The sequence below is a fragment of the Apilactobacillus bombintestini genome (genome assembly GCF_003627035.1).
Lineage (GTDB): Bacteria > Bacillota > Bacilli > Lactobacillales > Lactobacillaceae > Apilactobacillus > Apilactobacillus bombintestini.
Genome location: NZ_CP032626.1, coordinates 331,067 through 355,804 on the forward strand (window position 1 = coordinate 331,067; position 24,738 = coordinate 355,804).

Below are 24,738 nucleotides of genomic sequence, written 5' to 3' on the forward strand. Positions count from 1 at the left end.
GCTGATAATTAAGCGATGATGGGGTGGCAACCATTATTAATTGCACGCGTTTTTATAGACGTTATTGAGGGTAGAAGTGTAAGCTTTTACCGAATTAGAATGGTACCACGGAACTCCGTTTCTAGATTTGAATCTAGAAGCGGAGTTTTTTTGTTGGCTAAGTTAAAAACTAGTTACATATATTTTTTAGGGGGTCTTTTTTATGAAGAAAGGTTACAAGAAGTTATTATTAGCGTTTACATTTTTATTGGTATTACCACTAACGTTATTAGCAGGTTGTGGTAAGAATTCAGCCCACACAGTTAAAGTAGGGGTTATTGGCGGTGACGCACGAGTATGGAAGTCAGTTCAATCACGTGTGAAAAAAGAAGGTATTAATTTACAAATTGTCCAATTTACTGATTATTCACAACCTAATGCCGCATTAACTAACAAAGAAATCAACATTAACTCATTTCAAAATTATGCATTCCAAGATAACTGGAATGCCGCTCACCATACTAAGATTGTTTCCATCGGTAAGACTATTTTCTCTCCTTTAACTTTATATTCTAAGAAAGTTTCTAACGTTAAAGATCTAAGAAAAGGTGCTTCTATTGCAGTAGCAAACGATGTTACCAACGAAGCACGTGGTTTGAAACTACTTGCTAGTGCAGGATTAATTAAATTAAGAAACACTCCACTTCCAACAGTTAAAGACATTACTGAAAACAAGAAAGATTTAAAGATTGTTCCTTTAGATGCAGCACAAACTCCAAGAGCTTTAGCTGATGAAGATGCTTCTGTAGTTAATGGTGGATTTGCGCTAGATGCTAAATTAAGTTTTAAAGATATCCTATTTGAAGAACCTACTAATAAAGCAGCTATTCCATATATCAACATTATTTCAGCTAACAAATCTGATCAAAACAACAAGGATTACAAGAAAGTAGTAAAAGTTTACCAAAGCCAAGCAACTAAGGACTTATTGAAGAAACTTTACAAGAATGAAGAAATTCCTGCATGGGATGTTAACTTCAATAAATAAGACGAATAATGAAATGAAGTAGAGGTGAAATTATGACACAAATTAGTTTGGAACATATTGATGTAACTTTTAACCAAAAACATCAAGTTTCTAAAGCTGTGCAAGATGTTTCCTTAAATATTGAAAAAGGGGATGCATACGGTATTGTAGGCTATTCGGGTGCCGGAAAAAGTACTTTAGTAAGAGTTATTAACCGTTTGCAAAAACCTAGTGCAGGAAAAGTAATTATTGATAATAAAGATATTAATAAGTTTAGCCGTTATCAAATCCGTCGATTGAGAAAAAATATTGGATTTATTTTCCAACATTTTAATTTAATGAATGCTAGAAATATTGAAGAAAACATTTTATATCCCATGGTAGGAACGAATACATCTAAAGCAAAAAGAAAGCAACGAGTTCAACATTTAATCGATTTAGTAGGATTAAAAGGTAAAGAAAAGTTCTATCCAGCGCAACTTTCTGGAGGACAAAAACAACGAGTAGCAATTGCCAGAGCTTTAGCTAACAATCCACAAATTCTAATTAGTGATGAAGCTACTAGTGCACTAGATCCAAAAACTACGCAAGCTATTCTGCAATTACTAAAGAGAATTAATAAAGAATTGGGTGTCACGATTGTTTTAATTACTCATGAAATGGACGTAGTTAAATCACTATGTAATAAAGTGGCGGTCATGGATGCCGGAAAAGTAGTGGAAGAAGGTAGCATCTTAGAAGTCTTTAGTAATCCTAAAACACAACTTACTCAAGACTTTATTGATACTACTAATAATGTCAAAGGCGCTATTGAAACATTGGCTAGTCAAAAGCGTTTTGTAGATCTATCACGTGAACAACGATTATTCAGATTGCACTACATTGGTAAATCCACTGAAAATCCAATCATCATTGATTTGTATCAAAAGTTTGGAGCGGTAGCCAACATTATATATGGAAATATCGAATTTATTTCAGATGTTCCGTTAGGTAATTTAATTATCGAAATTGATGCGGATAAACCTACGCTCAAAGAAATTAAAGAATATTTAGCCAAAAAAGATGTTCACTTAAGAAACATTAATTTACAAGATGAAAGTAGTAAGGAGGAGTAGCCAATGAATGCATTTTTAGCTCATTATTTTCCCAACGCTATAACTATGATTCCAGATTTTGAACAAGCCACCTTTGAAACTTTATACATGACATTTTTTACTGCCATCATTGGTGGGTTAATAGGACTATTAATCGGTGTTATATTAGTATTAACCGGTCCTGAAGGAATTAGTGAAAATGATGTATTTTACACTATCTTAGATAAAATTGTGAACTTCTTTCGTTCAGTTCCTTTCATTATCATGTTAGCGGTAATTGCACCATTCACAAGAATAGTAGTAGGTACCTCTATTGGTACTACTGCATGTATCGTTCCATTAGTAATTGCGGTTATTCCTTTTTATGCAAGACAAGTGCAAAATGCATTGTTAGATGTAGATAGTGGAATTATAGAATCCGCTCAAGCTATGGGATCATCCACATGGGGAATTGTATTTAGAGTATATCTAAAAGAAGGATTACCTAAGATTATACGTTCATCGGTGGTAACTTTAATTAGTTTGATTGGCCTAACTGCTATGGCTGGAACTGTCGGTGGTGGTGGCTTAGGTAACTTGGCTGTTATTGTTGGTTATCAAAGATATGAAAATGATGTAACTTTAGTAGCATTAGTATTAATTCTAATTATTGTATTTGCAATTCAAATTGTGGGGGATGTCCTAGCAAGAATGACTGACCATGAAAATACAAAATAAGAAGGTAGATATGAATGGAAAAAGAAGAACAATTACAAGTATTAAAAGATTTAGTCGCTATTAATACGGTAGCAGACAATGAAAAAGAAGTAGCTCAATACTTAAGTGATTTATTTAAAAAACACGGAATTGACAGTGAGATTGTGGATCAATTTGATAATAGAAGTAATTTGGTAGCTTCTATTGGAAATAAGTCTGGTAAAGTTCTAGCATTTGAAGGACATGAAGACACTGTTCATGAAAATAATGCTGATGATTGGACTCACAATCCCTTTGATCCAGTAGTAGAAAATAATAACTTATATGGTCGTGGAGTAACTGATATGAAAGCTGGTTTGGCTGCTCAAGCTATTGCTTTGATTGAATTACATGATGAACATAAAGATTTGTCTGGACAATTAAAATTTTTAGCTACTATTTCTGAAGAACTAACTCAAGGTGGAGCTAATTTCCTTGCTAAACGAGGAGATGTAGATGATGTTGATGCAGTAGTGATTGGTGAACCAACTGGTCAACGACAAGATGATAAGAATCGCCACTATTTAGTTTATGCTCATAAAGGTGCACTTATTTATACAGTTAAAAGTGTAGGTAAAGCAGCACACAGTTCTACTCCAGAATATGGAATTGATGCTATTGATAATTTGATTAATTATCGCCAAGTTGAAAAAGAATACTTTGCTAAACAAACTGGAAATGATGATATTTTAGGTAAAACTATATATACACCTGATATCTTCCAAGGAGGAAAACAAGTTAATTCCATTCCTGATTTTGCCTTCGAAAAAGTAATGGTTAGAACTATTCCACAACTTAATAATGATCAAATTGTACATGATTTAAATGAAATTATTGATTCATTTAACCAAAAATCAGGATATAACTTAAAGTTAGAAGTTAACTTCAGTGGATATCCAGTAAAGAATAATCCAGATGCTGATATTGTTTCAGTAGCACAACAAGCTAGCCAAGATGAATTAGGCTATAAATTAGATTTGAAATCATTATCTATGGGAACCGATGCTTCTCAATACAAAGCTAGAAAAAACGATTTAGATGTAATCATTTTAGGACCTGGTAATGATACAGCTCATCAAACTGATGAATATATTGATTTAGATTCATTCTATGCATTTATTCGCTTGTACAAACAAATTGCAATTAATTATTTACAATAAAAAAACACCTCAGTCATTTGACTGAGGCTTTTTTATTTTAGAATTGATTCATTAATTTTCCTGTTGCGTAGTGAATGATCATAGTTAAGATACCGATAATAATATTTCTGATTATCGCAGCTTTAGGACGACCATTACCTAACTTGGCACTTAAGAAACCAGTTAAGCCTACGGAAACAATAACTGCTAGGATAGTAGCGGGCCAACGGTAGATACCGTTAGTTAAACTCATGGCAAGTAGAGGGAAAGCTCCACCAAGGGCCGCTGAGAATAGGGATGAGAAAGCAGCTGACCATGGATTCATGTAGTGACCTAATTCAATATTGTATTTAGTACTTACCATAGTTTCCAAAGGTTTTTTATCTAGAAGTTCACGGGCGATTTTTAGGGCAGTGTCTTCAGAAATACCTCTGTCCATATAGAATTGTTGTACCGAAGCTAGTTCATTATCCAAATTAGTCTTAAGCAAACGACGTTCTTTTTGCACCGAAGCACTTTCGGTATCTCTTTGTGAACTAACGGAAGCATATTCACCAGATGCCATGGAGAAGGCACAAGCTAGTAAATCAGATAATCCAGCAATAAAGATAGTTAAGAAATTAGGAGTAGCAACCGCAACTGAGAATAAGACACCAACTACGGTTAAAATACCATCGTTTGATCCTAATACTCCCGCACGTAAAGTGTTTAATTTTTCGTTCATATTAGATTTGTGTTCTTTTTTAGTTGCCATTTATAAAGTCCTCCTTAAGCTAGCATTCCTACTAATAAACCAATTAGATAGGTAACAATCATGGTTAACATACCTGAAATGACATTACGCATTGCAGATTTGAAACGGTTAGCGTTACTTAAAATTGCTGCGGAATATCCAGTGATGGATAGCGCGATAATAACGGCGATAAAGGTAGCAATGATTTTAACGTGAGGTGGAAATAATGAAATAGCGGCTAGAGGAAGGATAGATCCAGTTGGAAAAGATAACATGGATGCTACCGCAGCAGCATAAGCACTAGTAAATTGGTTAACATTAAATCCGTATTTTTCACGAACGGTAGTAACTAGGGCATCTTGATTCATCATTTCGCGAGTAGCTTGGGTAGCTAACTCATCAGAAATTCCACTTTGTATGTATTTTTGCTTAACAAAGTTAAATTCATCATCGTAATTATTACGTAGCGCTTTCTTTTGTTGTGCTACGGCATTCTTTTGTGAATCACTTTCGGAATTTACTGAAACGTATTCACCCATGGCCATTGAAACGGTACCGGCAATCATACCGGCAATTCCAGAAATGAAGATGGAGAAGGTGTTACTCGTGGCACCTGCCACCCCAATAACGATTCCGGCTACGGATAAGATTCCATCATTGGAACCCATAACCCCGGCTCGGATGATATTTATACGTTGTGCTAAAGTTTGCTTTTTCAAGTAAATCATCCTTTCTAGTTTATAATCATTATTAAGTAATAACTATTATCATAATATATCGTTATGCATTAAATGTAAAGGAAACAATATAAAAAGCTAGCTATTGCTGAATACAGCAATAGCTAGCTTAGGTTAGATTTTCTTATTGTGTTGTAATAGCCAAAATAGCATAACAGTTACGGAAAGCATAATGATAGCAGCAATCCAGTAAGTAGTGTGCATACCAAAAACGAATAATGCATCATTGTGCATAGGGTAAGTGGTAATGCGTTGGCCAGATTTGAAACTCATAGCAGTGTATAGCAAGGAAGTAGAAATGGATAAACCTAAAGTAAATCCAATGTTTCGACTAAGTGCTAATACAGAACCTGCGATACCTTGTTGATCTTTACCAGCATTTTCCATAACCATAGGATTGTTTTGGAATAATCCATTGGCAGTGGAGAATACTACGAAGCCTAATAACAGAACTACTAAAGTCCAGTTAGGTTGCATAATAGCAAAGATAACTTCAGCAATCACGAAAACTACAGAAGCACGTAATGACATAATTACCGCTCCGTATTTGTCACAAAGTACCCCTCCTAGGTAGGCAGTAAATACATTTACTACCGGAAGCACACTCATTAATAATCCAGTGTGAGAAGGTGAGAACTTCAAAGTATCTTGAATGTAGAAAGGTAGTAAAACATTGTTGAAGTAAATGATAATGTACATAAACATTAGAGCAATGATACTGATAGTAAATCCAGGATTCTTAAATAAGGAAAGTGCCAAGATAGGATCAGCAACTTTTCTTTCTACATAGATAAATAAGGCTAATAAAATAGCCGCAATAACAAAGGCAATAATTACGTTAGGATTGCTAAAGCCAATTTCTTGTCCGGTAAAGATACCCACGAAAAATAGGCCAATTAATACTGCTAATAAGCCAAAGCCTAACCAGTCAATGTGAAGGTTAGTAGGCTTCTTTTTAGCAGGTGTTTTATAAACAAATTCACCAAATACATATGCGAAAATACCAATTGGAACGTTGAATAAGAAAATCCAGTTCCAGTTAGCAACGGACAAAATAGCTCCAGCTACTGCAGGACCCGCAATGTATCCTACTTGTCCAATAGTAGTGTTGATACCTAGTGCACGACCTCTGGCGCCAAAAGGCACAGATTCAGTAATGATACCTAGGTTAGTTGCCATAGTCATAGAAGCACCTAGTCCTTGTAAACAACGTGCCACTAGTAAAATGATTAAGTTTCCAGAAAGTCCACAAACTAGTGAACTAACAGTGAAAAGTAAAGTTCCTAATTGAAAAATTTTAGCTTTGCTAAATTGATCACCTAATTTTCCAAAAAGGATTAAAGACATACATATTAGAATTAAGTAGGCAGATGAAATCCATTCAGCTTGGTTCATAGGAATATGTAAATCATTGGATATTTGTGGTAGCGCAGTATTTACAATACTCATATCCACAGTTCCTAAAAAGGAAACCAGGGCTACCGACAATATGATGAAGAATTGCTTGCGAGTCATATGTTTTAGCTCCTTATATTTTATATATTAATTGTAACAGATGAATTTAAAAACGAAAATTCAAGCGTATATGTAAAAAATCCGTTCTTACGAATAAGAGCGGATTTTTAAAACTATTTAGACAATTTAGCTTGGCATTTTGGACATAGTCCATATACTTCAATATGAACTTGGTTAGTTTGAAAGCCAGCTTGTTGCATAGCTAGTTCAGCTAGATTCTTTTCAGTTTTTTTATAGTCAGGGAATTCGATATCAAAGATGGTACCACAGTTCTTACAAATTGCATGAAAGTGTGGATCCCCAAAGAAATCGTATCTAATTCCACCGTCTTCAGCAGGTAGCGCAATAATGATTTCTAATTTTTCAAACAATTGTAACGTATTGTAAATAGTAGCAATACTTAAATTAGGAAAGTCCTTGCGTAATGCTTCGTAAATAGTATCTACGGAAGGATGATTATCATGATTAATCAAATATTTTAAAATGATTTGACGTTGTGGTGTAATACGAACATTGTTGTCACGTAACTTTTTTAGCGCTTTGTCATATGCGGAATCAGACATTTAGTTTCCCTCCTTTAATCATTCACTTCTACGTTAATGATAAGTTCAATTAATTTATAAAGCAAATAATTGTTATAAATTAATTGGCAAGAAATCCTATTTTATCACGAATTTCTTTGTCGTGGGGAGTAATGTTGAAACGACGTTTAGCGTTAGGCCAATATTCTTTTTGTAATTGCATTACACGATGAGTAATTTCTAAAACATCATCGGCAGACATATCTACTAAATTAACATAGATAGTAACTTCTTCTTGATTTAAGTTAGCGATACCTGCCATACCGACAAATTCATGAATTTGTTGATTCATAACTCCCCATAATAGGGCTTTTTTACTCATTACATCATTCATAGTGGCATTAATAAAATCACTAGTATTATGCACGTCAGCATTAGTATCCGTTCTTTGTTGAAAATGGATAACTTCGGGTAGCTTAAATTTAGTTAACCAATCCAAAGTAAAATGTTGTGTCATGATGGGACGTAAACCTTCAAAACTATTCATTTTAAGAACTCCTTATCGTTTCAAGTAATCACTATATTATATAAGAAGTTTTAAGCGTTTTAAAGAATTGCGGTTTATGCGAGGCATAAGAACAAATAAATGCTGTATGAAGATAAGTTTAAAAAATTCTCTCAAATGCTTAGCTTTGGAAACAAAATATGTAATAATATACTTGTTTATTAAATTTTAAGCGAAAGTGAGATTTAATTATGACTGAAAAATTTCTAATTGGAACTTATACTAAAAAAGATAGTCAAGGTATCTACGAATTAGAATTAGATACTGAAAACAAAAAAATGCAAAATTTACAACTAGTGGCAAAAGCTGGTAATCCCACTTACGTAACTTTATCTAAAGCTAACCGTATCTACTCAGTAGATAAAGGTGCTGATGGTAAGGGTGGTGCCATGGCATTAGAAAACACTGATCGTCCTGCACCTGAAATTAACACTTGCCTAAATGAAGATACCAACCCTGCATACATCACTGTGGATGAAGGCAGACAATTTGTTTACACTGCTAACTACCACACTGGTGAAGTTATGGTATACAAGATTGAAGATAACGGTGCACTAACTTACTTAAACAAGGTAGTTCACGAAGGTGACATGGGTCCTCGTCCTGAACAAGAAGACGGTGCTCATCCTCACTTTGCTGACTTAACTCCAGATGGCCGTTTAGCTGTAGTGGACTTAGGTCAAGACCGAGTATACATTTACAACATTGCTGACGATGGTAGCTTAACTAAGCAATTCAGCTTGAAGATGGAAGCTGGTTTTGGTCCAAGACATATTGTCTTTGATGAAAAACGTGGTATTGCTTTAGTAGTAGGTGAATTAAGTAGTAAATTAGCAGTATTAAACTACGATGAAGCTACTGGTCATTTAGACGTTCGCCAAATTACCTCAACTATTCCAAGTGATTGGACTTCACACAATGGTGCCGCAGCTATTAGATTATCTAATGACGGTAAGTTCGTTTACGTATCCAACCGTGGAAACAACAGTTTAGCAGTATTCTCATTAAACGATGAAAACAAATTACACTTAGAACAATTAATCAGTACCGAAGGAGATTTCCCTCGTGACTTTAACTTCAATAAAGATGAAAAATTCGTGATTGTAGTTAACCAAAACACTGATAATGCTACATTGTACTCACGTGATGCTGCATCTGGTAAGTTAACTATGCTACAAAAAGACTTCACTGTTCCTGAAGGAGTTTGTGTAGCACAAGAAAACTAATAACTAAATAAATTAAAAAGCTCTTATCTTAATTGATAAGAGCTTTTTTTAATGCCTTCTCCAGAAGTTTTGTAGTAATTGTTGCGTTTGTTTTAGATTATAACTGGTAGCTAGATTACGAGAATTCCAGTTGCGAGGGAAGAAGCGACGGTAACGACGTTGTTGGAAGCGACGATCCATTAGCACTACGTTTCCTAAATCTTTATTAGTACGAATTAGACGTCCTGCAGCTTGAAAGACGTTATTTAAACCAGGAAGTTGATAAGCAAAATCAAAGCCATGGCCATTTTCGGCATCAAAGAAATGTTTAATTAAATCATTTTCAGGATTTAGACCCGGAAGACCTACCGAAACAATGCCTACTCCAATTAAGTGAGTACCTTTTAAGTCAATACCTTCGCAGAAAATACCGCCTAAAAGCGCAAAACCGACTAATGTACGATTATCATCATGCTTGAAGGTATTTATGAAGTCTTGACGTTCATCGGGTTCCATGTGTGATTTTTGCACGATGGTGTCGATAGTGGGATGCTTCTTTTGAAAGGCTTCGACCACTTGTGTTAAATAATGCGTGGAAGGTAAAAAGATTAAATAATGTCCAGTTTTACTTTTTATCATGGCATCAATAGTTTGCACAATAGGTGTAATACTTTGATCACGCTTTTTATAAGTAGTTTCAATATAGTTAGTCATAATAATTTGTTGATGACTATCTTCGAAAGGTGACGACATTTCATAAGTTAGGCTATCGTCTTCGTCTCCTAAAACACGTTGATAATAATCCATAGGGGATAAAGTAGCAGAGAATAAAATGGCGCTACCACCAAGTTGTAGGGATTGTGCTAGAAAATAACTAGGATCCATACAGAACAATTTAACGATTACATATCCATCACGGTCATAAAATAAACGCGTTTTGAAAGTATCATCAAACCAGTCACTGATTTTTTGATAACTAATTAATTGAAAATAATAATCGACAATGGCGTCATTTAATTCGTCATCATCATGGTCTTTAGCTAACCAATCACTAATGACATCGGATAAATGACTAACCTGTTTGTTGAAAGCTTTTAGTAAATGATCTAAATTTACATAATTTTCATCGCCATCAGTTAACGGCTTAGTGTTGATGGTATAAGAACGCTTAAAACTCTTTAAGGCTTTATGTAGCGCTTCGTTTTCCTCTACGTTATCTTTGCTTTGCTTAATTAAATTATCTAAAGGACGATTACTTAATTGAGCTGAATACATATCACGAGAACGATTTACCAAGTTGTGTGCTTCATCAATTAAGAAGACATTATCGGAATCTTCCACCGTGAAGTAACGTTGTAGATGTACTTGTGGATCAAATAAGTAATTGTAATCACAAATAATTACGTCACAAAATTGGCTCAAATCTAGTGAAAATTCGAAGGGGTCAATCTTGTATTGGCGAGCATATTGTTGAATAGTTTCGAAAGTAATTTCATTTTCATGCTCTAAAGCATCTTTAATGGCAGGCTTTAAACGGTCATAATAACCAATCATATAAGGATTATCTTCCGGCTTTAAATCCGCTTCTTCTTTGAAAGTGATTTTTTCTTTAGCGGATAAAGTAATGCTTTTAATGAATAAACCTTTTTTCATCATTAAATCCATAGCTTCTTGAGCTACGGCACGCGTACTTTGCTTGGCAGTTAGATAAAAAATTCGATTGGCTAAATCTTCACCCATAGCTTTAACAGCAGGGAATAAGGTAGAAATAGTTTTTCCGGTACCAGTAGGTGCTTGAGTAAATAAGTGCTTTTGCGAAGCAATAGTTTTATAAACTACGGCAGCTAACTCACGTTGACCTTTACGAAATTTAGCAAAAGGAAACTTCATTTGTTTAGCAGTTTGATTACGCTTCTTGATGATATCAGTACGAAGTTTTAACCATTCTTCATATTCTTTAATTAAATGATCAAAGAATTGTTTGGCGTCATCTTTACTGATAGTTAAATGCTCACTGTGAATAATATCGTCAGGAGTTTGTACGTAGGTTAAAGTGAGGTTAACTTCATCGTATTGGGGGAATTTATCCATCAACAAATAAGCGTAGGTTTTAATCTGTCCCCAATAAAGCGTCAAAATACTGTCAGGGAGTTGTTTAAATTCTACGTCGGAGGTTTTAATTTCTACTATTTCAGCTGATTTTTCGGACATTTTAACGGCATCGGCACGACCATCTAAATGAAAATCAATGTTATTTATCTTCAAGGTTTTATCTAGATAGTATTCTGCGTCATAATCAGAAAAACGTTGCTTTTGCAATTTACGATGAATTCGAGCACCTTGTTTAGCGGTGTTATTACTGTTAAGACGGGCATTTAAATCACCACTACGTAAGGTAAATTCTACTAAATCACGAATTCCAATACGATTGATAAGATTACCTCCTTTGAATTTTTTGAAATTGTAACCAAATTGTAACTTATGAAAAAATTTTAATTATGCTAGTGTTAATATTAGAGACTTATATTGAACAGGAGATATGTATTTTATGCCAAGAAGTTTAAAAGAAGAATTAATGTTTACCGGAATGATGGCCGGACTTATGGTTATCGTTATGGAAGGTTACAATATTGCGATTAACTCCGGAATCCAACCTGGTTATGTATTAGATGTACTTGCTGGATATCCATTAGCTTTAATCGTAGCTGCACTATTAGATTTATTTATCGTAGGACCTACTGTTAAGGCACTATTCTTTAAATTTATCTTTAAGCCAGCCTGGAAAGAAACTCCTATTAAAATTGCTTTAGGTATTTCTTGCATGATGGTATTAGGTATGGTTACCTTTATGTCACTATTTGGAGTTATCGTAACCTTCGGATTCCATAATATTACATGGGGAATGTATTTGCACGCATGGATTTTGAATTTCTGTGTGGCATTACCTCTACAACTAATCATTGTGGGACCTATTTGCCGTTTCTTATTAGGTAAAATTCAAGGCCACATTGATGCTAATGCTGCCGCTTAATAATAAATAGATTTCAAGCAGTCCTTTAATAGGGCTGCTTTTTTTATGGATATATTTGTGTTAATTTTTAAATACATATTTTAAAACAGGAGATTATAAATATGAATAATAAAGATCATGATGCCCGTTATATAAATGCACAAAATAAAATTATAGCTACTTTTAAGTATTTAATTAACGAAATTGGCTATAAGAAAATTTCTATTAGCAAAATTATTAAGTTAGCTAACGTAAACCGTTCTACTTTTTATAATCATTATTTAGATAAAGAAGATTTAATGGAAAAGTTGCAAATGAATTTAATACATAGTCTTACTAGACAAGCACCCATTTTAACTTTGGAAAATATTAGTGATAAAAAATATACCGAAGCTAGAACTAGAGTTGTCGTGCAAAGAATATATGATAATCGGGATGATTTTAAATTATTTTTTAGTGAAAAATCTGATGGATTATTTACCCAAAGAATAATAGAAAGTTCCAAACATATAATTAAAGAAAATAATTTCTTTCGTGATTCCACTATTCCTAGCTACTATGCATATTCATTAACCTCGTATGTATTAGTCGATTTAATCAGAAAATGGGTAGAAAATGACTTTAAAGAAACGGTGGATGAATTTACTAACATAATAACCACCATTATTTATAAAATATACGAAAATGTCCTTCATTAAATACTTATCCAACAACTATCGATTTTTGATGGTTATAAAGCCAAAAAATGATTGCTATAATTTTTTCCAGAGGGGGAGAAATTATGAAATCAACTTGGAAACCAATAAGTATTTTAATAGTTACATTAACCGTAATTCTTGGAATAATGATGGCTGCTTTCTCTTTACCAGCTGTTCATTCCGGAATTAATGATCTTCCAATTGGAATTATTAGTAGTAATAGCAATTATAAAAGTATATCCAAACCATTGAAAGATAAAGGTTTTAATGTTTCAAAATACAAGGATGTAAAAGATGTTAAAAGCAACATAAACAAAAGAAAAATTTATGGTGCAATAGAAATTGATAAGAACGGCAATGTGAATGTATACAAAGCAACAGCTGCTTCCGCATCCGTTGCCCAAGTTCTTACTCAAATGGGAACTCAATTGGTTAATAAACAACAAGCTTTGGGTAGACAAGTTATAAATCAAAATCTAGCCAAAACTAACAATGTTAATATCATTAAAGTTTTAAATCAAAAATTAGCTGCATTAGATAAAAAACAAGCAAATGTAGTAGAAGTTAAGAGTTTCCCTAAATCTGATCCAAAAGGTGCTGGATTAGCAGCCGGAGCTCTACCAATTGCCTTAGGTGGTTGGATTGGTGCAGTTGCTATCTCACTATTTATAAAAGGTAAGAAAGAAAAATTATTATCTGTAATAGGATTCGCAATAGTAGGTGGACTAGGACTAGTTGGAGTAATCCAATTTGGAATAGGTACCTTTAATGGAAACTACCTATTAACCTCCATGGGTGCAATGCTAGGTATCGGTGCCACTGGAATGTTCGTATTAGGAATTCTAGAAGTAATGGGTAATGCTGGATTAGGAATTGCCGCGGTAATTTTAATCTTACTTGGTAACCCATTATCTGGTTTAACTTCAGCACCAGAAATGCTTCCTAGTGGTTGGGGAGAACTAGGTCAATTACTACCACCTGGTGCTACCGGAACCTTATTAAGAAATATCGTATTCTTCCACGGAAATGATATTGTCCAAGCCGTAAGTGTGTTATCCTGCTACGTATTATTAGGATTAATTTTATTCGCAGTAGGTAAGAAATCCAATATCGTAAAAGCATAATCTTTTATTAAGCAAAAATTTAGTTTACATTGATTCAAAACAAACTCCAAATTATTACATTTTTAGGGCAGTCCTTTAATAGGGCTGCTTTTTTTATTTAAAAAATGATTATATAAAAAGATATATTATCATAATATGTTAATTTTTATACGTAAACTAATGAAAAATTTCGCAATTACGGTTATTATGTAAGTATAAAATGGAATTCGAGGAGAATGTACATGATTAAAATTGTTACAGATTCAACCGCGCTAATACCTGAAAAAGTCGTCAAAGAATTAGGAATTACAGTAATTCCTTTAAATGTAAACATTGGCGAAGATACTTATCAAGATGGTATCGATATGGACGGTCGCAAATTAATACAAGAAATTAAAGATAATCCTAAGGGAGCATTTCCTAAAACCAGTCAACCATCTATTGGTCAATTCGTAGAAGTATATAACCAATTAACTAAAGATGGTGATACAGTACTTTCACTACACATGACTGATCTATTAAGTGGTACTGTACATGCTGCAGAACAAGCAAGTGAAATTGCGGATGGGGATGTAAAAGTAGTTAATACTCATTACATCGACCAAAGTTTAGGCTACATTGCTGTTTCAGCTGCTAAGATGGCTAACTCCGGTGACTACACTAGAGACGAAATTGTCGAAGCAGTTGGCAAAATTATTGATAATTCTGAATTATGCATCGGTGTAAGTTCACTAGAAAACTTAGTTAAAGGTGGCCGTATTAGTAAAGCTACTGGTATGATTTCTAAGTTATTAAACCTACACGTAGTATTTACACTTTTCCCACAAGATCTTAAGTTACAAATTAAGGGTCGTGGTAAAAAGACTATCAAGAAGTGGGCTGACCAATACTTTGAATCTATCAAAGATAATGACTATGCATTTATTGGTATCAGTTACACCGGTAGTGATGAATTAGCTAATAATCTAAAAAAACGTTTGGAAGAAATGTTTCCAAACGTTGATGTATTAGTTCAATATACTTCATCCATTGTTGCTACTCATACTGGTGACAATGCGTTTGCCGTAATGACTTGCAAAAAATGGGATTAAATAAATAGTGAGAAGATAATTCCTAAGATTCCACCAATGACAGGACCCAAAAATGGAACTATAGCATATTTCCATTGTGATAATCGTTTGTCATAGGTTCTAGAAAAGAAGAATCGAGGAACTAAATCTCTGGTAGGGTTAAAGGCAGCTCCGGTAATAGGGGCTACGATACTAATAATTGTCATCATAAGAAGTGATGAGAATAGGGTTTTAACCCACCAAGCTACACTAATGTCATTTTGCATTTGTGTATTAACTACGATTAGGAAAGTACCTAGGATTTCCCAAGTGAAATTACGACGCCAATTGTTAACGTCTCTAGGTACTGTGGCATAAAAGTTAAGGTTTAAGGGTAGACTTTCTAGCCACTTAGACCAAATCCACTTAACTGTAAGAGAAGCTAACCAAGCTCCCACAATTTGGTTAATCACTTCACCTAACATTAATGACCAATGAATTTGATGATCAATGGCTTGGGTGAGTGATACCACTGGATTAAAAGATGCAGTTCCGAAGAAAAACGTAGTTAAAAGGGACGGTAGAAATATACTCATGCCCCAGTAGAATCCGGTTAGAAAACGGTTTTGACTTTTAGGAAATAGAAAATAATTGATAACCACACTGGTTACTAATCCTAAAGATAGCATTAGATAGGTTCCAATAAATTCACCTACAAGTAATTTCACGACCATCCCTCCTTAATATGTATCTAATTAGTAGACTACCACTGATTTATTAAAAATTAAAACCATATAAACGATTAAGCGCTAGTAGATAAGTATCTACTGGCGTTTTTTTATTGTGATAACTTTTTAAGCACAGCTAACACATCTGCTTTATTTACCAAACGATGTTGTTTGTAATTGTAAAACATAGGTTGATGACGTTCAATAAGTTCCAAATCATGTTGATTATCAGTGAAGTAAGCAACATCACAGGCGTCACCAATTTCGTCTAAATGGGGAAATTGTGCTTCGGACATAATGCTGCCTAAAACGGTATCTGCTGATTCATATTTTAGTGCTTCTAAATATTTATTAGTATCCATCATCCACCGACTTTCTTAATGTCTGCTTGCTTGGTGTCCACCATTGCCAGAAATTTTAATATTATGACGTTTGAATTTAGCTTGTGCACCATTAGGTTGAAATTTGAAATGATGCATACGACCGTTGTAAGGTTTACCAGCCATTTTAATAGTAATCCAATTAGTCATTACTTTTTGCATATTTTCAGCAGCTTCAACCCGGCTAGCAATGCCTTCTGATTTAGCAGCTGGTTCAATATTATCGCGTAGTTGATTAATCAATTTTTGATGATAAACCAGTAACGATTGGGTTAGTGGTGCATCTTTGTAAGAATTAAAAAGTTTTTCAATAAAACGCATGGCGTCTTTTGAATTTTTAGGTTCGTAAAAACGTTGATCATTCATAAGTATCCTCCTAAAAAAATAACCATCATGTTTATTATACATGATGGTTATCTAGGTAACAGTTATTTATCTTCTAATTTAATTTGTCCAGTTAGACTAAATAGGAAACTTAGTAGAACGGCTAAGAAACCACCAACTACGATTCCGTTGTCTAATACGATTTGGGCAGCTTTAGGTAGTGATCGGAAAATTTGTGGATAAACAGTAACTCCAATTCCAGTACCTACGGAAAGAGCTACGGTTAATAAGTTAGCATTCTTAGAAAAGTCTACGTTTTGTAGAATACGGATTCCTTGAACACCTACCATACCGAACATTACGACCATAGCTCCACCTAGTACAGAACTAGGAATTACAGTAGCTACGGCACCAGCTTTAGGAAGTAATCCTAAAATTAATAGGAATAAACCAGCGTAGTAAATAGGACGTCTAGTTTTAATACCGGAAAGTTGAACCACACCTACGTTTTCGGAGAAAGTAGAGTATGGGAAGGTGTTGAAAATACCACCTAACATAGCAGCAATACCTTCAGCACGGTATCCATTAGCTAATTCATGACTGCTTAACTTACGATCAGTTAAATCACCTAATGCTAAGAATACTCCGGTAGATTCTACCATAGTAGTTAATGCTACTAAAATCATAGTAATAATAGCAGAAGCGTCGAAACGAGGAACCCCAAAGTAAAATGGTTGAGGGAAGTGGAACCAACTAGCTTGTGCTACAGAAGTAAAGGAAATCATTCCTAAGCAGTAAGCGGTGAAAGTACCGGCAACCATTCCGATTAAAACGGAAATAGAACGGAAGAAACCTTTACCGAAAATGTTGATTAAAATAATGATAACCATAGTAACTAGACCTACGATTAAATCATGAGGACTAGCAAAGTTCTTGGCAGAAGCATTTCCACCACCTAAATCTTGCACAGCTACTGGAACTAAAGAAAAACCAATAATAGTAATTAAAGAACCGGTAACTACTGGTGGGAAGAAACGTCTTAATTTAGAGAATAATCCCGAAATCAAGAATACGAATAATCCGGAACAAATAATAGCTCCGTAAATATAAGCTACTCCCAAGGTACCCCCGATAGTTTGTAGTGGGGTAATAACTTGTACGGCACATCCTAATACTACCGGAAGACCAATTCCCGTAATAGGAGTTCGTTTAAGTTGTAATAGAGTGGCAATCCCACACATAAAAATATCTGCTGAAACTAAGTAAGTCATTTGTGCTGCATTAAAGTGTAAGAAAGCTCCAATTAACAATGGAACTACTACGTCACCAGAATACATAGCTAGTAAATGTTGAAAACCTAAAATAGCAGCTTTCAAATGAGAAACTTGTTGTAAATGCTTTTCGCTGTTATCCAATGAAATATCCTCCCGTTTTATTATCACCTAAATAAAAAAGTCTCCTGCAAAAGCAAAGAGACTAAAATCTTTTTGCTTATAGTCTAGGCTTTACGGCCCTAGGTAGAAACTCACCAACCATATCTTGGTAATTATATAGGCAATAACGTTTATTAAAGTACCTTTATCCTAGCTGAAAATGAGAAAAAAAGCAAACCGAATAATAATATAATTGTTAAGTAGGCCGAATTTAATGTACAATTGATGGTATTAACTTTAAATGTATAAGGGGGGATTAACTTGAAACATATTTTAGCGATTCATACAGGTGGAACCATATCAATGTCACAAGATGACAGTGGAGAAGTAGTACCTAATGCACAAAATCCAATTGCTAATCCAAGTGCCAATTTATTGGATCAAGGCATTTCTATTACCAATGAAGAAATTTTTAATTTACCTTCACCACATATGACCCCTGAAACCATGTTACAAGTTACTAAACGAATTAAAAAAGCTCGTAAAGAAGGATATGACGGTGTAGTCGTTACGCACGGAACCGATACGCTAGAAGAAACTGCATATTTCTTAGATCTTACTTTAAGTAATGATTATCCAGTAGTAGTTACTGGTGCTATGCGTTCTTCTAATGAAATTGGGTCTGATGGTTTGTATAACTTATTAAACGCTGCAGCAACTGCTGCTAGTCCACAAGCAGTGGGCAAGGGTGTTTTAGTAGTTATGAATGATGAAATTCATACTGCAAGATACGTTACAAAGACGCACACTACCAACGTAGCTACTTTTAGAACCCCAACGTTTGGTCCTATCGGAATTATTAGTAAACATCATCCAGCTTTCTATCAAGAACTAATTAAGGGTGAAGTAGTAGATATTGATTCCGTAGTAGATCATGTATATTTAATTAAAGCATATGCAGGGATGGATGGTACTTTATTTGACGCTATCGACAATGACGAAACTAACGGAGTAGTTATTGAAGGACTAGGTGCCGGTAATTTACCACCTGCTACATTAGATTCTGTAAAACGATTAATAGATAGAAAAATTCCAGTTATCTTAGTATCTAGATGTATCAATGGGGTAGCCCAAGATATCTATGCATACGAAGGTGGCGGAATTGAATTAGAAAAAATGGGATTAACTATTTGTCACGGCTTAAACGGACAAAAAGCACGTATTAAACTAATTATTGGTTTAAGTGCTCATAAGAGTGGCGACGACTTAGCTCACTTTATGAGTAATGCGATTTCTTAGTTATTACACCATTTTATATACGAGCAAATTATATAAATGAGGTATGGATATGAATGAAATCATCAGACAGTTAGATATGGCACAACAAGAAAATCAGCTAGTTAATGTTTATTTAACTGACGGAGATATTTTTTATACCGGATATATAGCTAAGTATAATGACCAAGAAGTCCTTATCAGTACTTATGAATCCAGTGGACTAGCTGATGGATATGTGGCGCTAAGAACTGCAGCCATTGAAGAAATTGAAACGCAAAGTGAAGATATTGATCGTATCGAAGAACAAATGCAAATGGCAATGCAGGACAATTTAATGGAAGCTAAACCAGCTGCCTTAAATTTTGATAGTGACGTTAACTTATTTGCACAAATTATTATTGAAGCTTATTTGAAAAAAGATATCTTATTAGTTCAAGATATGGATTCACGATTGTTCTATACCGGAAAAGTGCAAAGTATTAAAAACGAAACTTTCGACTTTTTACGTATTAATAAGTTTGATGCTTCTAAAAATGAAGTTATCACATTAACCTTTGCGCAAGTTAAATTAATGGAATTTCAAGGTCGTGAATTAAGTGTAATGAGTAAGGTTATCGAAAACGTTAACCCTGCTAATAATGTTCCTCACACCGCTGAATCCATTAACAACATCATTGATGTTTTAAATCGAGCTTTTAGTACGAAAGAATTCGTAGAAGTTCGTGGTCGCTACAATGATCATTTCTTTTATGTAGGCCAAGTAATCATGTTAAATGATTCTGGCATTGTCTTGAAAGTAGTAGATATGGCTGGTCAATTTGGTGGCTATGTGTTTATGAAAATGAATGCTATCGAAAAGGTACGTACTGGCAATGATTATCTACAATTAATTTCATTGATGCGTGATGATAACGTTAAAGAGCATCGTTATTGCCAACCCGTATTAAATGATTCACGTGAATTTGATAGTACGGAAGATAACTTCATGGCGATACTAAATCAATCCAGACAAAAACGTGAATTAATACGTCTACAATTGAAAAATGGCACTAGCTTTTTAGGTTATGTTGATAATACTAAAAGACCCGCTGATGGTTGCATTAACTTTAATTTGTTAGATGAAACTGCCACTTTTATCATTTATCATCGTGAATTTAAATTAAATGATATTGTAGAAATTGGTTTTGAATATATTTATGCTTATTTAGACGAACGTCGTCTAAAAGCTAAAGGTGATATGTAGTAAAAAAAGCTTGTGAATGAAAATTCACAAGCTTTTTGTTTATCCTAGTGTTTTTTTGATAATATCTACTTCATCTTGACTTGGTGCTCGATGCATACTTTTTATATCATGCAATTCTTCTACACTGAAGTGTAAGTTGAAAGCCAACATAGTATCAGGAATATCGTGTTCTTTTTGATAAGTTACGATTTCTCGAGCAATGTTATTTAAATTTCTACTCATTAATAACTCCTCCTCAAAATATCTCTCAAGTCCATAATATTACTTATTTTTTTATAAGCAAAGAGGAAGGCCTAAAATTTAAATAAAATAATTTGTACGAGCAATAAAGTAATTAATAATATAGCGTAATCACTATAATGAATGACGATTTTTTGGTAGTGACTGCGGGGATTATTTTCTACAAACAAATGTGAATTCATCCCTTGAGCTAATAAAGTAGACCAGTTCATCGCTGACAAAATGGCTTTGAAATATAAAGTAGGTGATAGATAAGTTAAATGCACATTACGCATAGCCGCAGCCAATTTGATGTTTTTAACTTCACGTTTAATGGTATCGACTAAGTGAAAGGCACCCATAACCCCGTACGCGAATTTAGCAGGTAAGTGAAAGTTTTGTTCCAAACTAGCCGATAAATCCTCGATGGAAGTAGTACAAGTATAAGTACCACCCAACGTAACAAAAGCATATAGTCGACTAACTAGTAAAATCGCGTAGGTATAGTTACCGTGGATACGTTGTGCAAAATAAATACCTAAAGCGGGAATAATCGTAATAGTTACCAAGTACATAATTCTAGTCAAGCGAGCGTGTAATAATAGATATCCCAAACTGACAATGATAATAACGACGTTTAACGTTAATGACAAAGTGAAACTAATTTCTAGTGCAATGATTAAAATCATGAGCATTTTTAAAACGGGATTCATTTAAAACACCTCCTGATAGCTTAGTTGTTGATGATCAAAAGCTAAATGATAATCTATCAAATCTCCTAAGCCACGGGTTTGATGAGAAATAATGAATTGCGTTTGGCCATGTTGTTTAGTGAAGTTTAATAGATCCACGACTACTTTAATATAGTCTTGATTGATACCGGCGAAGGGTTCATCTAAGAGTAAAACGGGATGACCCATTATTGCCATAACTAAGATTTGTAGACGACGTTTTTGTCCCTGACTTAACGTATATATGATGCGGTCTAATAGAGGATAAAGGCCTAATTTATCTATCCATTGATTTATTTTGTCTTCATTAAACCAGTCATTAAAGGCGTGCTTTTTAGATAAATCAATTTCATCTTTTACCGTAATTTTAATAAATTGTTGGTTGGTATCTTGAAAAATTAAACCTACTTGTTGAAAGTACTTACGATGACGCCATTTATTTAGTGGACGGTTTTGATATTTAACTTCACCAGAAAAACTATGTTGTTTTAATAGTGCATTAAATAAAGTGGATTTACCACAACCGTTAGCTCCAGAAATTAAGGTAGTAGCGTGATCCATTAAATTAATCGAACAATTATTTAATAACTCTTTGTCACCATTAGCTAAAGAAAAATTCTTTAATTGATAACTAGCGGATGAATTATCGGGCATTTTACAGTGCTTAGTAGCTACTTGATTATACTTAGCAATGGTAGTTTGTTTTTGTTGTGAACTGCAAGAAACAAAAGTTTTTTTCTTGCTATCCCATTGAATAAGTTGATCACATAAAGATTGATAATCCGATAAATCATGATCGACACCAATAATAATTTTGCCTTGTTGTTTTAAAGTCATTAATAATGAAATTAATTGTTTTCTAGTGGCTGCGTCTACATTGGCAAAGGGTTCATCTAATAAAATCACTGGTGAATCGATTGCAATAATAATGGCCAGTGCTACCCGTTGTTTTTCACCACCGGATAAAGTAGTAAAAGATTGATGTAGCAAAGAAGCTATTTTTGTAATAGTGACAGCTTTTTGCATACGTTCGTTAATTTCATCATGACTAAGTTGTAAGTTTTCTAAAGTGAAAATAAATTCTTCATACGCATTAGCCATACAAAATTGTTGGGATGGATTTTGAAACATCATGGTAATTAGCTTGCGACGTTCAAATTCCTCGTAGGTACTTAAATCTTGTTGATTAAAATTGATATTTCCATGTAGGGTACCGTGATCATATTCGGGATAAAAGCCAGCAATGATTTTTAATAAAGTGGATTTTCCCGAACCAGAAGGGCTGTGTATCAATGACATTTCACCAGATGGAAATGTTAAATTGATGTCTTTGAAAATAGCTTGTGTGGTTTCAGCAAATTGATAAGTGATGTTTGTTAATTGCAAAGTACTCAACCGTAACCCTCCTATTTGATGACGCGACTCTTTTCTAGCATGTTAGCAACTAGTTTAGGTAGTAGTACTCCTAAAATAAAGATAGATAATAAACGAACGATAAATAACATTACTAATAAAGAGGGAGCATATTGGTTGTATCCGCTACGGAATAAATCCCAAATAAAAGTGATGATGGTAGTAGATAGGGTAGTAGTAATTACTGCCAATTTATCGAAATGTTTGTAACCAGTAATGGTAAAACCTAATTCACTGGCAATTCCTTGTTCGATACCAGAAATAATAGTGCTGATTCCCCATTGGCCACCTAAAAACATTTCTACGATAGAGCCAATTACGGAAGCTAGCACAGGAGCTCCGGCACGTTTGAAAATAAAACCAGCTAGTGGTGCAGCCAGTACCCATAAACCGAGTAATGCATCATTAGCAAAAGGTGCAAGACCCCAAGGGGTTAATAATAATGAAACTGCATTGTATAAGAATCCAGCAGCAAAAAAGATTACTCCACAAATAATAGAGATTAAAGTTAATAATATAATGTTTCTTAAAGTCCAAGTGTTTTTCATAATTTCCTCCAAATAAAAAGAGCTCCAAACTAAAACAGTTTGGAGCCCCTATAGTTCTATATTCTAGAAACAAAAAGAAAAAATGGTTGTTTTCCTTCGCAGGGATTATCCTGAATCAGGTACAATGGGTATTTCTCAGCCTTGCGGCACCCCAAACATTTACTATCAATTTATGTACACTATACTATTAAATAATATTAAGTGCAACCATGTTTCTAATAGAAAATATTTAATATATTACAAAATCAGACAAAATTGTAAAGTGTGAAATAATCACAACGTTAATATTATTTGTTATAATTAATCATATAAAAAATAAGAAAGTGAACGATAAAGCATACAATGAAAAAATCTATGAAACGTTTAACGATTATTTTTGTGGCGGCAATCGGATTGGGTGCTTATGAACAATTTAGTAATCCTTTCTCCGTTGCTAAGCAAGCTATTAATCGTTTGGAACACTCAAATCAAGATAAACTAGCTGCATACCGTACTGATGAACAAAAATATTCAGATGATTTAATTCAAAATCCTAGTGATCACGTGGCAGGCGCTAAAGCTGCAGTAGCACTAGATAGTAAAACTAATAAATTTGTTTATGATAAAAATGGCGAAAAGCCAATGAAAGTAGCTTCATTAGCTAAATTAATGACCTTATATTTAACTATTCAAAAAGCACAAAAAGAAAATGCTTGGAATGAAGTAGTAGATACCAGTAATCCTGGTTTGGTTAAATTAGGTAATGATTTTGAATTAGGTGGCTTTAAGTTCAAAAAGGGTCACAAATATACCGTTAGAGATTTATATAAAGCTGCTTTAGTACAATCTTCTAATAACTCGGCTATTGCTTTAGGCCAATGGGTTGCAGGTAATAACAAGAAGTTTATTCAAATGATGAATGACCAAGCTAAAGCATGGAACTTAAATGCACATTTCGTTTCTTCTTCTGGTTTGGAAAATTCTGATTTAGGTAAATTTGGATATGCACAAGTAGGTTCTAAAGATGACGCTAATATGGTAACTGCTCGTAGCATGGCCGAAATTGCTGATCATGTATTATCTGTCTACCCACAAATTACTGATGATGCTAAACAAGTGTCTGAACAGGTAGACGGACAAACTGTAGTTAACGAAAACAGTTTGTTAGAAAACAGACCATTTTATGATTCATCATTACACGTAGATGGCTTAAAAACTGGTTATACAGAAGCTGCTGGACTATGTTTAGTAGCTACTGGACAAAAGCCTGGTAAAAACAGATTAATTACAGTAGTAGTTAATGACAGTTCTGAATTTTCTGATACTGCTAAGTTAATGAAGATGGTTTATAACCAATCTGATCAATTTAAATAATCTGCACGATTTGGTGTTTTTTATGAAATAGTGTAAAA

Annotated in this window: 26 protein-coding genes, 2 riboswitches and 1 other annotated feature (1 of these 29 running past the window's edge); of the genes, 12 read left to right on the forward strand and 14 right to left on the reverse strand. The window is 34.0% G+C overall.

Going from position 1 to position 24,738, the window contains the following annotated elements; translation table 11 throughout:
• Positions 1 to 126 (forward strand) — a binding site (T-box leader); it begins 109 nt to the left of the window's first position.
• Positions 127 to 202: 76 nt separating this feature from the next.
• From D7I45_RS01505 to D7I45_RS01520, 4 genes are read left to right on the forward strand one after another with little or no spacing between them, the layout of a single operon-like run.
• The gene (locus D7I45_RS01505; RefSeq protein ID WP_120784031.1) at positions 203 to 1,027 is read left to right on the forward strand and encodes a MetQ/NlpA family ABC transporter substrate-binding protein; all 825 of its coding nucleotides are present in this window, start codon (positions 203 to 205) and stop codon (positions 1,025 to 1,027) included.
• Between the two features lie 32 nt (positions 1,028 to 1,059).
• Positions 1,060 to 2,121, forward strand: a complete 1,062-nt coding sequence (locus tag D7I45_RS01510; RefSeq protein WP_242446905.1) for a methionine ABC transporter ATP-binding protein — start codon at positions 1,060 to 1,062, stop codon at positions 2,119 to 2,121.
• 3 nt (positions 2,122 to 2,124) lie between these two features.
• On the forward strand, positions 2,125 to 2,817 hold the full coding sequence (locus D7I45_RS01515) for a methionine ABC transporter permease (RefSeq protein WP_120784033.1): 693 nt from the start codon (positions 2,125 to 2,127) through the stop codon (positions 2,815 to 2,817).
• A 14-nt stretch (positions 2,818 to 2,831) separates the two neighbouring features.
• Positions 2,832 to 3,995, forward strand: a complete 1,164-nt coding sequence (locus D7I45_RS01520) for an ArgE/DapE family deacylase (RefSeq protein WP_120784034.1) — start codon at positions 2,832 to 2,834, stop codon at positions 3,993 to 3,995.
• Positions 3,996 to 4,032: 37 nt separating this feature from the next.
• Here the strand turns inward: D7I45_RS01520 and D7I45_RS01525 are convergent, their stop codons facing one another.
• The 5 genes from D7I45_RS01525 to D7I45_RS01545 form a co-directional block, all read right to left on the reverse strand.
• Positions 4,033 to 4,728 carry a VIT1/CCC1 transporter family protein gene (locus D7I45_RS01525; protein WP_242446906.1) on the reverse strand — a complete coding sequence of 232 codons (696 nt, stop codon included), beginning with the start codon at positions 4,726 to 4,728 and terminating at the stop codon, positions 4,033 to 4,035.
• A gap of 14 nt (positions 4,729 to 4,742) precedes the next feature.
• Positions 4,743 to 5,435 carry a VIT1/CCC1 transporter family protein gene (locus D7I45_RS01530; RefSeq protein ID WP_120784035.1) on the reverse strand — a complete coding sequence of 231 codons (693 nt, stop codon included), beginning with the start codon at positions 5,433 to 5,435 and terminating at the stop codon, positions 4,743 to 4,745.
• 123 nt (positions 5,436 to 5,558) lie between these two features.
• Positions 5,559 to 6,959, reverse strand: coding sequence for an MFS transporter (locus D7I45_RS01535; RefSeq protein WP_120784036.1), 1,401 nt, complete (start codon positions 6,957 to 6,959; stop codon positions 5,559 to 5,561).
• Between the two features lie 113 nt (positions 6,960 to 7,072).
• Entirely contained in the window at positions 7,073 to 7,522 is a 450-nt protein-coding gene (locus D7I45_RS01540) for a Fur family transcriptional regulator (protein ID WP_120784037.1), read from the reverse strand.
• A gap of 79 nt (positions 7,523 to 7,601) precedes the next feature.
• On the reverse strand, positions 7,602 to 8,027 hold the full coding sequence (locus D7I45_RS01545) for a hypothetical protein (protein WP_120784038.1): 426 nt from the start codon (positions 8,025 to 8,027) through the stop codon (positions 7,602 to 7,604).
• 209 nt (positions 8,028 to 8,236) lie between these two features.
• On the opposite strand from D7I45_RS01545, the gene D7I45_RS01550 reads away from it, so the two are divergent.
• Positions 8,237 to 9,271, forward strand: a complete 1,035-nt coding sequence (locus tag D7I45_RS01550) for a lactonase family protein (RefSeq protein WP_120784039.1) — start codon at positions 8,237 to 8,239, stop codon at positions 9,269 to 9,271.
• A 48-nt stretch (positions 9,272 to 9,319) separates the two neighbouring features.
• Here D7I45_RS01550 and D7I45_RS01555 read toward each other — a convergent pair whose 3' ends face one another.
• Positions 9,320 to 11,683 (reverse strand): ATP-dependent DNA helicase, encoded by a 2,364-nt coding sequence (locus D7I45_RS01555; RefSeq protein WP_120784040.1) that lies wholly within the window; start codon positions 11,681 to 11,683, stop codon positions 9,320 to 9,322.
• A 115-nt stretch (positions 11,684 to 11,798) separates the two neighbouring features.
• Between D7I45_RS01555 and D7I45_RS01560 the strand changes: the two genes are divergently transcribed.
• From D7I45_RS01560 to D7I45_RS01575, 4 genes are all read left to right on the forward strand, one after another.
• Positions 11,799 to 12,281 (forward strand): DUF2798 domain-containing protein, encoded by a 483-nt coding sequence (locus D7I45_RS01560; RefSeq protein WP_120784041.1) that lies wholly within the window; start codon positions 11,799 to 11,801, stop codon positions 12,279 to 12,281.
• 101 nt (positions 12,282 to 12,382) lie between these two features.
• Complete coding sequence (locus D7I45_RS01565; protein ID WP_120784042.1) at positions 12,383 to 12,958, forward strand: TetR/AcrR family transcriptional regulator; 576 nt, start codon at positions 12,383 to 12,385, stop codon at positions 12,956 to 12,958.
• 83 nt (positions 12,959 to 13,041) lie between these two features.
• On the forward strand, positions 13,042 to 14,082 hold the full coding sequence (locus D7I45_RS01570) for an ABC transporter permease (protein WP_120784043.1): 1,041 nt from the start codon (positions 13,042 to 13,044) through the stop codon (positions 14,080 to 14,082).
• A 221-nt stretch (positions 14,083 to 14,303) separates the two neighbouring features.
• Entirely contained in the window at positions 14,304 to 15,152 is an 849-nt protein-coding gene (locus tag D7I45_RS01575; protein WP_162924062.1) for a DegV family protein, read from the forward strand.
• On the opposite strand, the gene D7I45_RS01580 is transcribed toward D7I45_RS01575, so the two are convergent.
• The 4 genes from D7I45_RS01580 to D7I45_RS01595 all read right to left on the reverse strand — a co-directional run bounded on the left by D7I45_RS01580 (position 15,149) and on the right by D7I45_RS01595 (position 17,957).
• Complete coding sequence (locus D7I45_RS01580; RefSeq protein WP_162924063.1) at positions 15,149 to 15,838, reverse strand: MIP/aquaporin family protein; 690 nt, start codon at positions 15,836 to 15,838, stop codon at positions 15,149 to 15,151. The genes D7I45_RS01575 and D7I45_RS01580 overlap by 4 nt on opposite strands.
• A 110-nt stretch (positions 15,839 to 15,948) precedes the next feature.
• Complete coding sequence (locus tag D7I45_RS01585) at positions 15,949 to 16,203, reverse strand: hypothetical protein (RefSeq protein WP_120784046.1); 255 nt, start codon at positions 16,201 to 16,203, stop codon at positions 15,949 to 15,951.
• A gap of 12 nt (positions 16,204 to 16,215) precedes the next feature.
• Positions 16,216 to 16,584 (reverse strand): hypothetical protein, encoded by a 369-nt coding sequence (locus D7I45_RS01590; protein ID WP_242446908.1) that lies wholly within the window; start codon positions 16,582 to 16,584, stop codon positions 16,216 to 16,218.
• A 62-nt stretch (positions 16,585 to 16,646) separates the two neighbouring features.
• The gene (locus tag D7I45_RS01595) at positions 16,647 to 17,957 is read right to left on the reverse strand and encodes a nucleobase:cation symporter-2 family protein (protein ID WP_277949253.1); all 1,311 of its coding nucleotides are present in this window, start codon (positions 17,955 to 17,957) and stop codon (positions 16,647 to 16,649) included.
• A 59-nt stretch (positions 17,958 to 18,016) separates the two neighbouring features.
• Positions 18,017 to 18,116, reverse strand: a riboswitch (purine riboswitch).
• 120 nt (positions 18,117 to 18,236) lie between these two features.
• On the opposite strand from D7I45_RS01595, the gene D7I45_RS01600 reads away from it, so the two are divergent.
• A complete protein-coding gene (locus tag D7I45_RS01600) occupies positions 18,237 to 19,214 on the forward strand; it encodes an asparaginase (RefSeq protein WP_120784048.1) in 978 nt (325 codons plus the stop codon).
• A gap of 49 nt (positions 19,215 to 19,263) precedes the next feature.
• A complete protein-coding gene (locus D7I45_RS01605; protein ID WP_120784049.1) occupies positions 19,264 to 20,436 on the forward strand; it encodes a hypothetical protein in 1,173 nt (390 codons plus the stop codon).
• 39 nt (positions 20,437 to 20,475) lie between these two features.
• On the opposite strand, the gene D7I45_RS01610 is transcribed toward D7I45_RS01605, so the two are convergent.
• From D7I45_RS01610 to D7I45_RS01625, 4 genes are all read right to left on the reverse strand, one after another.
• Positions 20,476 to 20,658 carry an LBP_cg2779 family protein gene (locus tag D7I45_RS01610; protein ID WP_120784050.1) on the reverse strand — a complete coding sequence of 61 codons (183 nt, stop codon included), beginning with the start codon at positions 20,656 to 20,658 and terminating at the stop codon, positions 20,476 to 20,478.
• 71 nt (positions 20,659 to 20,729) lie between these two features.
• The gene (locus tag D7I45_RS01615) at positions 20,730 to 21,368 is read right to left on the reverse strand and encodes an energy-coupling factor transporter transmembrane component T (RefSeq protein ID WP_120784051.1); all 639 of its coding nucleotides are present in this window, start codon (positions 21,366 to 21,368) and stop codon (positions 20,730 to 20,732) included.
• Positions 21,369 to 22,781: an ATP-binding cassette domain-containing protein gene (locus tag D7I45_RS01620; protein ID WP_120784052.1), complete on the reverse strand. Its 1,413-nt coding sequence runs from the start codon at positions 22,779 to 22,781 to the stop codon at positions 21,369 to 21,371.
• 11 nt (positions 22,782 to 22,792) lie between these two features.
• Positions 22,793 to 23,347 (reverse strand): ECF transporter S component, encoded by a 555-nt coding sequence (locus tag D7I45_RS01625; RefSeq protein WP_120784053.1) that lies wholly within the window; start codon positions 23,345 to 23,347, stop codon positions 22,793 to 22,795.
• A gap of 74 nt (positions 23,348 to 23,421) precedes the next feature.
• Positions 23,422 to 23,511: riboswitch (TPP riboswitch) on the reverse strand.
• A 178-nt stretch (positions 23,512 to 23,689) separates the two neighbouring features.
• Between D7I45_RS01625 and D7I45_RS01630 the strand changes: the two genes are divergently transcribed.
• On the forward strand, positions 23,690 to 24,700 hold the full coding sequence (locus tag D7I45_RS01630; RefSeq protein ID WP_120784054.1) for a D-alanyl-D-alanine carboxypeptidase family protein: 1,011 nt from the start codon (positions 23,690 to 23,692) through the stop codon (positions 24,698 to 24,700).
• Positions 24,701 to 24,738 lie beyond the last annotated feature (38 nt).

Bases quoted from the DNA above. Each gene is read 5' to 3' on its own strand.
- D7I45_RS01505 (WP_120784031.1), top strand. From the start codon at position 203: ATGAAGAAAGGTTACAAGAAGTTATTATTAGCGTTTACATTTTTATTG.
- D7I45_RS01515 (WP_120784033.1), top strand. From the start codon at position 2,125: ATGAATGCATTTTTAGCTCATTATTTTCCCAACGCTATAACTATGATT.
- D7I45_RS01525 (WP_242446906.1), bottom strand. From the start codon at position 4,728: ATGGCAACTAAAAAAGAACACAAATCTAATATGAACGAAAAATTAAAC.
- D7I45_RS01630 (WP_120784054.1), top strand. From the start codon at position 23,690: ATGAAAAAATCTATGAAACGTTTAACGATTATTTTTGTGGCGGCAATC.
- D7I45_RS01570 (WP_120784043.1), top strand. From the start codon at position 13,042: ATGAAATCAACTTGGAAACCAATAAGTATTTTAATAGTTACATTAACC.
- D7I45_RS01535 (WP_120784036.1), bottom strand. From the start codon at position 6,959: ATGACTCGCAAGCAATTCTTCATCATATTGTCGGTAGCCCTGGTTTCC.
- D7I45_RS01625 (WP_120784053.1), bottom strand. From the start codon at position 23,347: ATGAAAAACACTTGGACTTTAAGAAACATTATATTATTAACTTTAATC.
- D7I45_RS01590 (WP_242446908.1), bottom strand. From the start codon at position 16,584: ATGAATGATCAACGTTTTTACGAACCTAAAAATTCAAAAGACGCCATG.
- D7I45_RS01540 (WP_120784037.1), bottom strand. From the start codon at position 7,522: ATGTCTGATTCCGCATATGACAAAGCGCTAAAAAAGTTACGTGACAAC.
- D7I45_RS01605 (WP_120784049.1), top strand. From the start codon at position 19,264: ATGAATGAAATCATCAGACAGTTAGATATGGCACAACAAGAAAATCAG.
- D7I45_RS01585 (WP_120784046.1), bottom strand. From the start codon at position 16,203: ATGATGGATACTAATAAATATTTAGAAGCACTAAAATATGAATCAGCA.
- D7I45_RS01575 (WP_162924062.1), top strand. From the start codon at position 14,304: ATGATTAAAATTGTTACAGATTCAACCGCGCTAATACCTGAAAAAGTC.
- D7I45_RS01615 (WP_120784051.1), bottom strand. From the start codon at position 21,368: ATGAATCCCGTTTTAAAAATGCTCATGATTTTAATCATTGCACTAGAA.
- D7I45_RS01510 (WP_242446905.1), top strand. From the start codon at position 1,060: ATGACACAAATTAGTTTGGAACATATTGATGTAACTTTTAACCAAAAA.
- D7I45_RS01545 (WP_120784038.1), bottom strand. From the start codon at position 8,027: ATGAATAGTTTTGAAGGTTTACGTCCCATCATGACACAACATTTTACT.
- D7I45_RS01565 (WP_120784042.1), top strand. From the start codon at position 12,383: ATGAATAATAAAGATCATGATGCCCGTTATATAAATGCACAAAATAAA.
- D7I45_RS01550 (WP_120784039.1), top strand. From the start codon at position 8,237: ATGACTGAAAAATTTCTAATTGGAACTTATACTAAAAAAGATAGTCAA.
- D7I45_RS01560 (WP_120784041.1), top strand. From the start codon at position 11,799: ATGCCAAGAAGTTTAAAAGAAGAATTAATGTTTACCGGAATGATGGCC.
- D7I45_RS01520 (WP_120784034.1), top strand. From the start codon at position 2,832: ATGGAAAAAGAAGAACAATTACAAGTATTAAAAGATTTAGTCGCTATT.
- D7I45_RS01530 (WP_120784035.1), bottom strand. From the start codon at position 5,435: ATGATTTACTTGAAAAAGCAAACTTTAGCACAACGTATAAATATCATC.
- D7I45_RS01610 (WP_120784050.1), bottom strand. From the start codon at position 20,658: ATGAGTAGAAATTTAAATAACATTGCTCGAGAAATCGTAACTTATCAA.